Source organism: Sulfuricurvum sp. (assembly GCF_028681615.1).
GTDB lineage: Bacteria > Campylobacterota > Campylobacteria > Campylobacterales > Sulfurimonadaceae > Sulfuricurvum.
In genome coordinates this window covers 83,485-98,460 of record NZ_JAQUHV010000005.1, presented here as the reverse complement: position 1 = coordinate 98,460, position 14,976 = coordinate 83,485, and the positions used below count along the sequence as shown (strand labels likewise).

The 14,976-nt window shown below is 42.9% G+C and carries 11 protein-coding genes; 8 read left to right on the top strand and 3 right to left on the bottom strand.

Annotated features, from left to right (window positions below; genetic code table 11):
* Positions 1 to 43: 43 nt before the first annotated feature.
* Positions 44 to 823, top strand: a complete 780-nt coding sequence (locus tag PHE37_RS07530) for a DUF4393 domain-containing protein (protein ID WP_299994150.1) — start codon at positions 44 to 46, stop codon at positions 821 to 823.
* Between the two features lie 5 nt (positions 824 to 828).
* Here the strand turns inward: PHE37_RS07530 and PHE37_RS07525 are convergent, their stop codons facing one another.
* Positions 829 to 2,280 (bottom strand): pyruvate kinase, encoded by a 1,452-nt coding sequence (locus PHE37_RS07525; protein ID WP_299994152.1) that lies wholly within the window; start codon positions 2,278 to 2,280, stop codon positions 829 to 831.
* Positions 2,281 to 2,436: 156 nt separating this feature from the next.
* Between PHE37_RS07525 and PHE37_RS07520 the strand changes: the two genes are divergently transcribed.
* From PHE37_RS07520 to amrS, 6 genes are all read left to right on the top strand, one after another.
* Positions 2,437 to 3,648, top strand: coding sequence for a phosphoglycerate kinase (locus PHE37_RS07520; protein WP_299994154.1), 1,212 nt, complete (start codon positions 2,437 to 2,439; stop codon positions 3,646 to 3,648).
* Positions 3,649 to 3,661: 13 nt separating this feature from the next.
* A complete protein-coding gene (gene corA / locus PHE37_RS07515) occupies positions 3,662 to 4,630 on the top strand; it encodes a magnesium/cobalt transporter CorA (protein WP_299994155.1) in 969 nt (322 codons plus the stop codon).
* A 68-nt stretch (positions 4,631 to 4,698) separates the two neighbouring features.
* Complete coding sequence (locus PHE37_RS07510) at positions 4,699 to 6,813, top strand: Tex family protein (RefSeq protein WP_299994157.1); 2,115 nt, start codon at positions 4,699 to 4,701, stop codon at positions 6,811 to 6,813.
* Positions 6,814 to 6,919: 106 nt separating this feature from the next.
* Positions 6,920 to 7,348: an Hsp20/alpha crystallin family protein gene (locus tag PHE37_RS07505; RefSeq protein ID WP_299994159.1), complete on the top strand. Its 429-nt coding sequence runs from the start codon at positions 6,920 to 6,922 to the stop codon at positions 7,346 to 7,348.
* 218 nt (positions 7,349 to 7,566) lie between these two features.
* Complete coding sequence (locus PHE37_RS07500) at positions 7,567 to 7,998, top strand: host attachment protein (protein ID WP_299994160.1); 432 nt, start codon at positions 7,567 to 7,569, stop codon at positions 7,996 to 7,998.
* Positions 7,999 to 8,030: 32 nt separating this feature from the next.
* Positions 8,031 to 9,056, top strand: coding sequence for an AmmeMemoRadiSam system radical SAM enzyme (amrS, locus tag PHE37_RS07495; protein ID WP_299994162.1), 1,026 nt, complete (start codon positions 8,031 to 8,033; stop codon positions 9,054 to 9,056).
* 23 nt (positions 9,057 to 9,079) lie between these two features.
* Here the strand turns inward: amrS and PHE37_RS07490 are convergent, their stop codons facing one another.
* Positions 9,080 to 11,605, bottom strand: coding sequence for a cation-translocating P-type ATPase (locus PHE37_RS07490; RefSeq protein WP_299994165.1), 2,526 nt, complete (start codon positions 11,603 to 11,605; stop codon positions 9,080 to 9,082).
* A gap of 146 nt (positions 11,606 to 11,751) precedes the next feature.
* Between PHE37_RS07490 and PHE37_RS07485 the strand changes: the two genes are divergently transcribed.
* On the top strand, positions 11,752 to 14,340 hold the full coding sequence (locus tag PHE37_RS07485) for a cation-transporting P-type ATPase (protein WP_300008367.1): 2,589 nt from the start codon (positions 11,752 to 11,754) through the stop codon (positions 14,338 to 14,340).
* A 16-nt stretch (positions 14,341 to 14,356) separates the two neighbouring features.
* Here PHE37_RS07485 and pcm read toward each other — a convergent pair whose 3' ends face one another.
* Entirely contained in the window at positions 14,357 to 14,971 is a 615-nt protein-coding gene (pcm, locus tag PHE37_RS07480; RefSeq protein WP_299997797.1) for a protein-L-isoaspartate O-methyltransferase, read from the bottom strand.
* Positions 14,972 to 14,976 lie beyond the last annotated feature (5 nt).

Sequence of the window (14,976 nt, the reverse complement as noted above, 5' to 3'; positions counted from 1 at the left end):
ATTATTATAATACATAATTAGTCGTGTAAAAGGTTAAATTAGCATGCCAGAATTACCTATAAAAGCTGATCTGTCAGAATCAGCTAATGATATTTTAAAAGAGTTAGCTTTACCTTCAGCTAGACAAGTTGGTGAAGCTTTAGGTAATGTATTTGGATTGTTTAATACTTTGACGTTACCAATAAAATTTGGAAATGTATATGCGAAAAGAAACTTTGCAAAATATGCAGAAAAACTTGAAAACATAGTGGAAGAAAATATAAAACAGGTTGAACCTGAAATTGCGATCCCAATTATGGAAAAGTTGAGTTATACAAGTAATGAAGATTTAGCCAATGTTTTTGCTAATTTACTTGCAAATGCATCGAATAAAAGTAAAGTAGATTTGATCCATCCAGGATTTATACAAAAATTAAATAGTCTTGCACCGGATGAAGCGAGATTACTTGAATACTTCAAAGAAAATCCAGGGGATATTTCTTACATAATTTTTAAAGCTGTTAATTCGACTGATGCTAGTTATCGTGAATTATCTTTGAAATTGACTGGAATAGAAAAAAAATTAAATTTAACTCCAAAACAAGTTGTTATACATTTAGAAAATTTAGTATCGTTGAGTATTTTACAAGATAATAATGGTTTATTTAGAACAGATGATGAGATATATAATAAAATAAAGAGAGAATATACAAATGATGAAGAAAGATATCAAAATGATGTTTTAAATAAAAAGTATAAACCTATGGATACATTGGATATAGATAAATCATTTTATTCAATTACATCATTAGGAAGAATTTTTATTGAAGCTTGTACAAATTAATAAATTTACTTCCACTGAAAGCTGTGGTTATAGAGCAGCTTGTTTTTACGGAAAATCAAATCCATCTGTTTTAAAATCGTACTGAGAATTTTGATGGTTTCGAGTGCGTATTCCCCTTTGTTCAGCATAACACACTCTGCTTTGTGTGCAAAGGCCACGTCGGATATTTCGGCTCGGCTGGGGATATTCGTCTTCATTTTGCTTTCCAATACCTGAGTGGCCAGGATCACGGGCATATGGGCTGCGGTGCAAAGATCGAGGATCTCCTCTTGCATATACGCCAGATTTTCAAATCCGATCTCGATTGCCAAATCTCCGCGTGCGATCATGACACCTGAATTGCCGTACTCGATAAGCGTTTCGAGGATTTGGGGCAAGTTTTCTACCCCTTTTTTCGTTTCGATTTTGGCGACGATGGCAATTTGACCTTTTTTACCCAGAAGGTCCAGTTGTTCGATCAAATCACGGATATCTTCGGGTGTTTGGGCAAAGGAGATTCCGATGATGTTTGCATAGTTGCAGATATGAGGGAGAATCTCTTTATCGCGTTCCGTGATGGCTTGGATATTAATATTGCTGTCGGGGAAATTGATCCCCTTTTCATCTTTGATACTACTCCCGCCTTCTTTGTGGGTTAAGACACTGCAATCGATATCATCTCCATAGATCGCTTCGATCAGCATCTCTATCTTTCCGTCATCGACAAAAACTCTATCGCCTACTTTAACCAAATCACCCAGGTGTTCGAGCGTACATCCGATAATCGCAGCATACTGCTTCGGTTTTTTTTCAAACGGAGGCTGATTAGCGGAGCGGATCAACACTTTTTCTCCGTAATTGACTTTTATCTTTTTGATTTTGTCGGGAGATTTTTTATATTTGAACAGGGATGTTCTGATTTTCGGACCGGCTAGATCGACGTAGATACGCAAATCTTTGCCGCTGGCGTACTGTTCGAGCTTGATCAACTCTGCCATATCGCTCCATGCCTCTGTCGAATCATGTGCGGTATTGATCCGAAAGAGATGCACTCCCTCATGCGAGAGGTTTGAAAACCAAAATTCATCGTCCATATAGTTGGAAGGGACGGTAATCATGATTTTAGTTTTATCGCTGGATGTGGAAAAAATTTCACTGTTTTTATCCATTATAGCGTGAGACTCTTCATAACTTAATGCCGCTTGTTGTACTTCGGATTGTTTGCCCAAAGCATGTGCGAGCATCTCTATTGCGACATTGATACTCGCTTCAATATGCCCTTGAGACCGCCCGAACGAGGAGAGCCCTACTTTTGTCAACTCATCTTGTAAACGTGAATAATCGTGTTTTCGAAGATTGAGATATTGTTTCATATTGAGTAATGAAACGTTGGACGATTCGATGTCGATACCGCTCATCATTTTTTCTTTTAGATCCAACAATTTGTCGAGAAGATCAGTTAAAAACAGATTTTCCATAGGTGACTCCGATTTTGGCTGGATAGATTATAATGCAAATAATACGCCAGAAATATTACAAGTGTTTTTCTGATGTCAGATGTTAAGAATTTTGGTGTAATATATGTGTAATTTGGATACTCTAAAGTTCCATAAGCTTTACAAAAGAGGCACTAGATGATTAGCAATATTATTACGATGGGTGGGGTTAAAAGCCTCAAAGATATCGACGTAACTGGAAAAAGGGTTTTGATCCGTGTCGATTTTAATGTCCCGATGGATGCGCAGTTCAACATTTCAGACGACAGCAGAATTCGTGCGGCACTCCCAACAATCAACTATTGTATCGACCATAATGCCTGTTCGATAACATTGGTGAGTCATTTAGGCCGACCGAAGGGGGGATATGACGAGCGCTATTCACTTCGCCATATTCAAAAACGACTGGAACGGTTACTCCAAAAACGGGTCGAATTTATCGATGATTTTGATACGTTGAAAACAGAGAATGCCCAGTGTTCGATTGAGCGGATATTCTTATTTGAAAACATCCGATTTTATGACGGAGAGAAAAAAAACGATCCCGAGTTTTGTAAACAGCTTGGAGGATTGTGCGATGTGTACGTAAACGATGCGTTCGGAACCTCACATCGTCGGGATGCTTCGACGTACGGGATTGCGGATTATGTCGAAACGAAAGTCGCAGGTTTTTTGATGATGCGGGAGATAGAAGCGTTTACAAAAGCGCTTGAAAATCCGATCCGTCCGATCGCACTGGTCGTCGGAGGATCTAAAATCTCTACTAAAATCACTCTGTTGACATCGGTGATGCAAAAAGTGGATAAGTTGATTATCGGGGGTGCGATGAGCAACACTTTTTTACAAGCGATCGGCTATGATATGAAAGGATCACTGGTAGAGTCTGATTTCCTCGAAACGGCGAAAGAGGTTCTTGAAGAGGCAAAACAGCATAAGGTCAAAGTCTATTTGCCGGTGGATGTCGTTATTACCGATTCGATTGATCATCCGATCGATGTCAAAGTAGTTCCGGTACAAGATGTTTTAGACGGATTTCATGCAGTCGATATCGGCCCAGCCACGTTGAAGCTGTTTAGTGAAGCGATAGAACTTTCGAATACGATTATCTGGAACGGACCGATGGGGATCTATGAGATCAATCAATTCTCAAAAGGGACGTACAAGCTCGCGACAATCATCAGCGAAAGCTATGCCTACAGCATTGTCGGCGGCGGCGATACGGCCGATGCGGTGGAAAAAGCGGGGGAGAAAGAGAAATTTAGTTTTATATCGACCGGCGGAGGGGCAAGTCTGGAATTATTGGAAGGGAAGATACTCCCCGGGTTTGAGAAACTGGATCGAAAATCATAGCGCGGAGGCTTGAATGGTTACATTTTATACCCACGAGAATGAGACTTTTAGCGCAACACTTTTAAGCCAAATCGATGCACCTTCTGAGTATAAAAATATCGTTTGGATCGATATGCTTCACTCTTCAATGGACGAAATCAAGCAGATTGAAACACTGTTTGACATTAAGATTCCTACCAAGCAAGAACGTGAAGAGATTGAGATCAGTTCACGATATTGGGAAGACAATCGCAGCATTATCATCAACTCCTATTTTTTTGTGTCATTCTTTTTTGTCGAAACTGCCAAGGCCCATTACAATGAAAGTGTCAGTTTCGTTTTGCAGGACAATATACTTTTCACGATTCGTGACAAAGAGCTTCAAGCATTTGAGATGATCCATAAGATACTGACATCCCATCCGAAAGAGCTCTACAGCGGATACGATGTCTTTATGCAGATATTTGATATCCGGATCGATCAGGATGCCGATTTATTGGAATATGCTGCCAGTGAAAGTGATGACATTCGCAAAAAACTTTTATGGGAATCTGATGGAAAATCAGAAGATACGTTACGCAAAATTTCAACCCTGCAAGGGTTTACCCTTAAGGTACGTCAATCGGTCTTTGATAAGCGTCGGATCTTGACGGCTTTGGCTAAATCCAACAAGCTTCCGCAGAACATCAAACAAGATATAGTGATCATGATCAAAGACATTAACTCATTGGTCGAGTTCATTACGATTGACGGAAACACACTCGATAACCTTCAAAATCTCTTTTTGGCACAGACGAATATCGAGCAAAATAAAATCATCAAACTCTTTACCGTAGCAAGTGTCGTTTTAATGCCGCCGACGTTGATCGCAAGTATTTACGGGATGAATTTCCATTTCATGCCGGAACTGGATTGGTCGTTAGGATATCCGATGTCGCTGATGATGATGGTGATCGCAGGAGTGATTCCGTTGATCTATTTTCGCAACCGGGGATGGTTGTAAGGGGGAGGTCAACTCCACATAATTTAACTTCATTCGATATAATCGAATTTTTATTTCCTAGGACTTTTATGACCCCCCTGATTACACTTCTCAACGAAAAAACCGGACTAAATACCAAGACGATCGCCAATATCCTTAAACTGATGGAAGAGGGTTCTACTATCCCCTTTATCGCACGTTATCGCAAAGAGATGACAGGAGGCGCAACGGACGAACAGCTGCGTGATTTTGACGCTGTATATACCTATTCAAAAAAACTGCTGGAACGCAAAGAAGAAGTAGTGCGGTTGATCAGCGAGCGTGCTCAAATGAGCGATGACCTCCGAATGCGGCTAAACAGCGCATCGACGCTCCAGGAAGTCGAAGATATTTTCCGTCCCTTTAAAGAGAAAAAAAATACCCGAGCGAGTGTGGCGATTGCCGCGGGCTTAGAACCGCTGGCCGATATGTTGGAGAGCGCTCGGTTGGAACTCACAGAGTTTACCAAGCGATCTGAATCTTTTGTAAAAGGTGCTATCACTTCGAAAGAGGATGCGATCAAAGGAGCTCAGGACATTGTGGCGGAGCGCTACAGCGATGACCCCAGAGAACGCGATCACTGGAGACGTCAGATTATGGACTATTGCGCTTTTGAAATCAAAGCGACCAAAGGGCTTAAAGAAGAAGGATTGTTTGCCAAACTCGCCGGAAAGAGCGAGAAAATAGCCTCTATTCCATCGCATCGTTATCTTGCAATTATGCGCGGTGTCAGCGAAAAAGAGCTGAATGTTAAAATAATCCTCGATATGGAACGGGTGGAAAATGCCATAGTCCGTTATCGGATTCCGAAACATGCCAAGAGTTCGCAGACTCTCTTATTAGAAAGCTACCTCGATGGGTTTAAACGGCTGCTGTTTCCTTCGTTGGAACGCGAAGTCCATGCGATGATCAAAGAAAAATCCGACGCACAGGCGATCAATACTTTTGGTAAAAATCTTGCTCAGCTGCTGGGGTCTCCTCCCGTTACAAAACGTGCCATATTAGGTGTCGATCCGGCGTATCGTACGGGGTGCAAACTCGCCGTAGTGGATGAACACGGAACGTATCTGGATCATGCTGTGATTTATCCTACCCCTCCGCAAAGCGATTTTGAGAAGAGTGCAAAAGTGATTAAACAGCTGTGTGAGCGTTACGGAATCAATGCCGTCGCTATCGGTAACGGAACGGCGTCACGGGAGACTCAGGAATTTTTTGCCCGTTTGAACCGTGATGAGGGGCTGAATCTTACGTATACCGTCGTATCTGAAGCGGGGGCATCGGTTTATTCGGCCTCTAAAATCGCCCAGGAGGAATATCCGCAGCTTGATGTAACGATACGCGGAGCGATCTCGATCGCCCAACGTCTGCGCGATCCGATGGCGGCACTGGTCAAAATCGATCCAAAGTCGCTCGGTGTGGGGCAGTATCAACACGATGTCGATCAAAAACAGCTGGAAAAAAAGCTTCATGAAGTGACTGAAGATCTCGTCAACCGAATCGGTGTCGATCCGAACAGTGCATCTGCTTCACTTTTGTCCTACGTTGCGGGAGTCGGTGCAAAACTGGCGAAAACAATTATCGACTATCGGGAACACAGCGGTGCGTTTAAAAGCAAGAAGGAACTCCTCAAAGTGAAAGGGCTGGGTGCAAAAGCGTATGAGCAGTGTGCAGGGTTCTTTCGGATACGGGAAGGTCAAAGTGTATTGGACAATACGGGGATTCATCCTGAGAGCTACGATGCGGCTAATCTCCTGAGAAAGCGATATGATCTCACCGCAATTACGACAGAGCAGATTCCTGCAATAGCACAGGAGTTGGGAGTAGGGGAAGCGACACTTCGTGATATCATTACGGAACTTCGAAAACCGGGATTCGATCCTCGTGAAACGTTGCCTCCGATCATTTTCCGCTCGGATTTGACCGATATCAAAGAACTCAAAGAAGGTTCTATCGTTTCAGGTGTTGTCCGAAATATAGCCGATTTCGGAGCATTTGTCGATATCGGGCTGAAAAATGACGGACTGATCCATATTTCACAGATGAGTGATAAACGGATTTCCCATCCGCTTGAAGTGCTGAGTGTCAATCAACAGTTGAATCATATTCGTGTCGTCGAAGTAGATGTGGTGAAAGGAAAAGTGGGATTGAGTTTAAAAAATGGATAATATCATTTATTAACATTTTTTTTATCTCCTCAAAGTTAAAATTTTTCCGTGCAGAGGTAAACCGCAAAACTAATTTCTCTGCAAATTACTCACGAAGGGGTTTATTATGTTGTTAACACGATTTGATCCGTTTAAAGAGTTGCGTACATTAGAAAAACGCATAGGTGAAGCTTTCTCATCTGATCTGTCAAAAGATGTATTTTCAAGCTTTACCCCCTCAGTCAACACAAGAGAAGGGGAATTCGCTTACCACATTGATGTGGACCTCCCGGGTGTAAAAAAAGAAGACATCAGCGTAAAGGTAGAAAATAATGTCCTTACTCTCAAAGGTGAGAGAAAAGAGAAAAAAGAGGTCAAAAAAGAGGACTATTACCAATGTGAAAGCAGTTTCGGCAGCTTTACACGCAGTTTTACAGTCCCCTCAAATGTCGATACGGAAAATATCCATGCCGAAAATAAAGATGGTGTATTAGAGATTACATTGCCGAAAAAAGAGGCTAAAAGCGAGTCCGCTAAACAAATAAAAGTGAAATAAACATTTCACACTATTTTGGAGGTAGGTAATTACCTCCAATGATTTTTTTTTCTCTCTCAAGAAGCACATATTTACTCCTATCTGTATCACGCATTCATTATTTTATTTTATATAGATATTTATTGTGCTACTTTTGCTACAATGTAGAAGTTGGAGAAATTCAATTGATCTTTTTCGCTCAGTGAAATCTTCAGCATTCTTAACTAAGAGGAGTTACTATGTCAACAATACTCATTATTATCGCTGATTTGCAGCGTTTTAAACTCTTTACTATTAAAGAAGACCCTATGGGAAGGAAATCAGTCGAACTTGTACAAAGTATTGACAGTCTTGAAACCCATGAACGGTTGAGAGAAAAAGTCTCAGACCGAAAAGGTAATTTCCAAGGGGTTGGAGCCAGTGGATCGGGTGAAAACCATAACTTGGCAATCGAAGAAGAACATCGTCGAATCAAAGAGATTGCATCACAAATTACTAAGAACCTCCAAGAATACAGCTATGATGCGTGGTACTTTGCGGCACCGAAAGCAATCAATCATCAAATCGTCGATTTGATCGATCCCACAATCAAAAGCACAATGACGATCAATCTTCATTCCGACTTGACCAAAATCCCTGATGATCAATTACTGGAGCATTTCAAGGAATAAAGCGGAAAAGACACTTTGTAAAAGGAGTCAGGATGTCATCATTAGCATGGTTGTCTAAAAAAATGGAGGATGGCAGGATCGCATGTGAAGCGTGCAATCAACATTGTAAACTCTCTGAGGGTGAATACGGTATCTGCGGAATCCGACAAGTAAAAGGTGGGGAACTGCAGCTTTTGACCTATGGTCTGGCTGCGGCAGTCAATGTAGATCCCATCGAAAAAAAGCCGATGTTTCATGTGTTACCGGGATCTAGGGTATTTTCATTCGGGACAGTCGGGTGTAATTTTTCCTGCAAATTCTGTCAAAATGCCGATATTTCCCAGTACCCGAAAGAACATCATCACGAAATTTTCGGACGTCCCCTTTCGCCGCAGCAAGCCGTTGATTTGGCATTGGAGTACAAATGCGACAGTATCGCCTACACTTACAATGAACCCGTCGTTTTTTTCGAATACACGTATGATACCGCTAAACTCGCCCACGAAGCGGGACTGAAAAATATCTACGTTACCAGCGGTTATGAAACGCACAAAGCTATCGATACGATCGCCCCATACTTGGATGGAATGAATATTGATATCAAGGGATATGATCAATCGTTTTATCGCAATATTTGCGGTGCATCGCTCAAACCGGTATTGGATACAATCGAATATGCCCATAAAAAAGGAATATGGATTGAAACAACGACCCTTTTAATTCCCGGATACAACGATTCGGATGAAGAGATCCGTGCTATTGCCGAGTTTCAATCTGCGCTCGATCCCTCTATGCCGTGGCATATCAGCGGATTTCACCCGATGTACAAAATGCAGGATGTTCCTAGAACTCAGGGTTCTACGCTTCGACGTGCGTATGAGATCGGTAAAAAAGCCGGATTAAAATATGTTTATGTCGGAAACATTGATGATGAAACGAGAGAATCGACCTTTTGTCCTAAATGTTATAAACTGGTGATAGAGCGGCACGGGCATATCGGACAATATGTCACAAATCATTTGGTCAATCTTAATCATTGTCCCTATTGCGGGGCACAGATTGAGGGGATTTGGAATTAAGTCCTCTGCCATACAGGAGATGATTATTTAGTAACATATGTATGAAGCCTATTCAAAGCTATGAACCAGATTTCGATTATCAGAAGGATAAATGCGGCAGCAAGGAGAGGAGGTAAAGAAATTGCCTCAAATGCCAGCATACGTCGTAAAAATGGAGTCATAAAAACGCTTATCAAAAGAAGTGTAACACTGCCGAACATATACAGAAGCCAAGGGTTACGAGGTTCTCTAAAAGGGCTATTGTCACTGTTGGCAAGAACCAGAAGAAACAATCCGAAAACCAGTGCAGAAAAGAGGGTAATATGTATGGTGTTAATGAGCCATCCCATTTGAAGCAATACGTGATAAGCAAGAAGCAAAATGAGTGCGAAACCGGTTCCTTGAACCAAAGCGAATCCTATATTATTTGCGCTAAACGGTGTTGATTGTATATCTCTGGGAGGACGTCGCATAATATTAGCTGCCGCAGTCTCAGCTTCAAAAACAATTGCACATGCCGGATCGATCAGTAATTCGAGCAGTACGATATGAACAGGCATCAATAATACTGGCCAGTGTAAGAGGGCCGGAACAAGGGTCAAGGCAATGATGGGAATATGGACGGCAAAGACGAAACGTGTTGCTTTTGTAATGTTGTCATAAATATTTCTCCCTTGACGGATAGCGGCAACGATGCTTGCAAAACTGTCATCCAATAGGATAATGGCGGCAGCTTCACGTGCCACGTCAGTACCACGTTCACCCATTGCAATGCCTACGTCGGCTGCTTTCAGAGCCGGTGCATCGTTGACACCGTCTCCCGTCATACCAACAACATTGCCTTGTCTCTGTAGAATTTGCACGAGACGAAGCTTTTGTTCAGGCTTCATACGGGCACATATGTCGGTTTCATGCAATCGTACAATCAAACTTTCATCGTCCAGTCTGGAAATTTCATCACCCGTTATGACATTCGGACGTTCGGATAGCCCGACTTGTTGTGCGATAGTACGTGCGGTGGCGGGATGATCTCCTGTGAGCATCAGGATTCGTATTCCGGCGTTTCGGCATTCGGCAATTGCGTCAGGGACTTCAATGCGCGGAGGATCCATAAAGCCTATAAGTCCCAAAAAGGTAAAATCAAAATCATGCTGACTTTTCGGCCAGATCGGTTCTGTTCCGCTAATTTGATATTCCCCTCTGGCAACGCCCAAAACACGAAGTCCTCGTGCCGCCATGGTCTCAACACGGGTCTGAATTTCATATCTTTGGAGTTCAGACAAGTGGCACAGATCGACGACTGCTTCGGGTGATCCTTTTGTTGCAAGCAGATGGAGAGAAGGATTGATCTGGGAAAAAATTTGGGTCATGGCCATGATATCAGGGGAAAGATCGTATTGAAATTCCGGGTAGAAATCATCATGAATGTGTTCTGTTCCGGTTAGTCGTGTATGACCGAATGATTGAATCGCTTTTTCCATAGGATCAAAGGGATCGGATGGCGTGGCCAACATGGCGAATTCGACCAATTGATGATAGGTTTCAGGTAATTCGCCCTCAAAGTCAGCGTTAAAAAAAATATCATCGATTGACAGTTCGGCAATCTGCATCCGATTTTGCGTTAATGTCCCGGTTTTGTCCAATGCGAGGATGGTGATAGCACCCAGTGCTTCAACGGCGCTGACACGGCGGGTAAGGACTTTGATTTTCGTAATATGCCAAGCACCCAGTGCCAAAAAAACAGTGAGAATAACAGGTATTTCTTCAGGCAGGGTAGCCATAGCCAGAGTAATGCCCGAAAGGAGACTTTCAAGAAAATTCCTATCATTAAACAACCAATTGATAAGAATCAAAGCAAGTGCAAATCCAATAGCTAAGATGCTTAGATTGCGGATTAGAGTACGTGAAGACTGCTGTAAACCTGATGAGACCTCTTGTGTTGATGAGAGAGATTGGCCTATATTCCCGATAGCCGTGTTGATTCCGGTCGCATGTACTAAGGCTAATCCTACCCCTTTTGTGACCACAGTACTGGCAAATAATGAATCAGACGTATCCGTTCCCTGTGTTTTTAAAGATCCGTTCGGTAATTTGTCCACGGGGACGGCTTCCCCGGTCAAAAGTGATTCATCAACCGACAGCTGTCCATTTACTAATCGCGCATCGGCGGAAATTCTATCTCCTTCATGTAAAACAAGAAGATCACCGGGAACGACATCTCGACCCGCTATCCGAATCTCAATCCCGTTACGTATGACAAGTGCACGCGGTGCTGAGAGATCGCGCAGCGATTCCAAGGCACGTTGCGTCTTGTGTTCCTGTGCCAAGGTTATGCCGATAACTACAAAGACGAATGAGAGTAAAAACAGTGCTTCGGCACGATCGCCCAATGCCAGATAAATACTTCCGGCAACGAGAAGCATTAAAAACATCGGTTCTTTTATGACATCCAGAATAATTGAGAAAAATGATTTTGGCTGAGTTCCGGGGAGTAAATTCGGACCGTACTGAAGGAGCCTGCTTAAAGCTTCATCGTCGGTCAGCCCAATATGGTTAGATTCATTTTCCATTTTTGCTCAATTAGTTCATACAATGTAGAACTGTAGTATAGATGTGTTCTCGTATTACTATAAATGATAGCAGAATAATAAAAATATTGGATAAAATAACTCTAAAATCGTTCTCAGTAAAACTGATCAAGAGTGGATGTTGACGAATGAAAATTACAAGTGTATCGGAACTGTTTAGCGCTTTTGGCTCTTCTGAAAACGGGTTGAGTGATGAAGAGGTAAAAAACAGACAACTTCAGTATGGATGCAATGCTCTCCCTAAAATTCCTATCATTCCGTGGTATATCAAATTATCCGCTCAATTTACCCACTTTTTTGCCCTTTTACTTTGGATAGCCGCCGTCATCAGTTTTATCATCGCATTTTTTGATCCATCATCCAATATGCTGCCGATCGGATATTCAATTATCATTGTCATCGTTTTAAACGGAGCATTCGGTTTTTATCAGGAATACCGAACCGAAAAAAGTTTGGAGGCATTGCGAAATATGCTCCCGTTACGGGTGAGTGTATATCGACATGGAATTGTAAAGATAATACTGGCTGAAGAACTGGTTCCGGGTGATGTCGTGATCTTGAATGAGGGAGATAAAGTTCCTGCCGATATGTATTTGATTGATGCACAGGATTTGTGGCTGAATGAGAGTGCACTCAGCGGTGAAAGTGAATTGGTCTCAGCTGATAAGCTGGGTAGCGATCATCCAAAAAATATCCTCTATTCGGGAACGTTCGTTGCCAAAGGGGAAGCTCGAGGATTGGTTTTTGCAACAGGAAAAGAGAGCCGATACGGAACAATCGCCGCATTGACCCAAAAAGTGGATGCCGATACGGGTCATTTGCATAAAGAGATAGCCCATATTTCAAAGATCATTGCATTGACCTCTACTGTGATCGCGGGAAGTTTGATTGCCCTCTCAGGCTTTGGTGAAAGTGAAATATGGAAAACGTTTTTATTTTCCCTCGGTGTTTTGGTAGCATTAATTCCTGAGGGACTATTGCCTACCGTGACATTGGCTTTGGCGTTCGGCGCACAGAGGATGGCATCCAAAGGATTTTTGGTTAATGGCCTCTCCGTAATTGAAAATCTAGGTGCCGTAACGGTAATCGCTACGGATAAAACCGGTACGATTACCCAAAATAAAATGGTAGTGAGCAGATGGGAAGAGGAAGCCGAACACGATCCTACACAAGAGCTTCTTGATGCAGCGCTGTTATGCAACCGTGCGGAATCGACGAAGGGCGACCCGGTTGAACAGGCGCTTTACACTTTTGCAGACCACTATTGTGATGCTGCCGCACGACGTCAAGCATATCCGCTCATCACGGAATACTCTTTTGATTATCATCTCAAAAGGATGTCCACGGTACATTCGAATGGGGATTCTTTTTCTATATTTTGCAAAGGGGCTCCGGAAGTGATTTTGAAGCTCTGCCGAGATGTGATGACACCACAGGGCAAGATAGAGATGACTCCATCCGAATACCAAAAACAGATTGACAAACACGATGCTTTGGCCGCACAGGGATATCGTGTTATCGGATTTGCATCACGAGTGAGCAAGAATGCTCTCATGTCTCGTGAAGATACGGAGCGTGATTTATGTTTTATCGGTTTTATCGCTATGGTTGACCCGTTGAGAGACGATATTAACGAAGCCGTATCAATGTGCCATAAAGCTGGGATTCGGGTATTGATGATCACGGGGGATCATCAATTAACTGCAGGTGCAATCGGGATGAGTGCCGGAATTATTACGGCGATTACGGAGGTGACTACGGGAGAACATCTCGATACTCTTCCTCCATCGGCGATTAAACGATTGTTACGTCACAATCACGTATTCGCTCGGGTATCGCCGGAACAGAAGCTTACTCTTGTGACTTTGCTCAAAGAGATGGGTGAGACAGTCGCCGTAACTGGAGACGGTGTCAATGATGCTCCAGCACTGAAACGGGCAGATGTCGGTATCGCTATGGGGTCAGGGACCGATGTAGCGAAACAAGCAGCGGATGCAGTTTTGATGGATGATCATTTCGCAACAATCGTCAAAGGGATCGAAGAGGGGAGAGCCGTGTATGAAAATATACGACGTTTCATCACGTATATGCTCTCCAGCAATCTTCCGGAAGCCGTTCCATATGTTGCTTTTTTTGCATTTTCTCTTCCGTTGGCACTTCCGGTCCCATTGGTGTTGGCGATTGATTTGGGAACGGACATCTTCCCGGGCATGGCACTCGGAGCAGAATTGCCACACAAAGACTTGATGCATAGATCCCCACGAAGCCGTAAAGAGCACATTCTGACAATGGGAGTCTATTTTAGAGCCTTCGGATTTTTGGGTCTCCTCAGTGCGGTAATGTCGATGGGACTGTTTTGGTTCTATCTCACTGCTCACGGCTGGAAGGGTGAACCGTTATCGTGGAATGACCCATTGTATCTCCAAGCGACAACATTGACCTTTGCTGCGATCGTTTTTGCCCAGATCGGTAACGGTCTCTCGTGCCGCAGCCAAAGAGAATCACTCTTTAAGATCGGAATAGGGAGTAACCGTTTTTACTGGTTCGGCGTTGCTGTTGAAATCGTAATGCTGGTACTATTGATTTTCATCACCCCACTAAGTGCGGTTTTTGCAACCGCACCGTTCGACCCGATTTATTGGTGGGCGGTTATTGCGGTAACATTGATTGTGTTAATAGCAGAAGAGATACGAAAAAAAATACAACACATTTTTTAGAAGAGAGAAATAAAATTTAGACAATCAAAGGGACAAATCGAAAGCCGGGGAACTCATCGTATATGATTCTACCGTCTCTCTTTTTTGTAATGCACCAGATGCTGTTCCGGACAGGGACGACGAGTATGCCATCAGGTTTTAGCTGATCAAAGAGTGCTGTAGGCATATCATCCGCACTTGCAGATACGAGGATACGATCATACAGTTCTCTCGGTTTACCGAGAGATGTCGGATCGGTTAGTGTGATAGAAGCGTTATGAATATCTGCTTTGGCTAAGTTTTTATTTCCGTATTCAACTAAAGACGGGACGATTTCTATCCCTTCCACAACACCGGATGATCCTACGGCCGAGGATAAAAGTGCCGTCGTCCATCCTGACCCGGAACCGATATCGAGTACTCTATTCCCAATCTGAGGGGAGAGGAGTTCGAGCATAATGGCAACGGTATAAGGCTGTGAAATAGTTTGAGCACTACCAATAGGTAATGGACGGTCTTCATAGGCATAGGGATAAAACTCTTCGGGGACAAAAAGGATACGATCGCACTTCTTGAATGAATTAATAATATTTGAGGTATGAAGTACTCCTGATGCTATCAAATGACGGATAAGATGCTCATTACCGTTCATTAAAG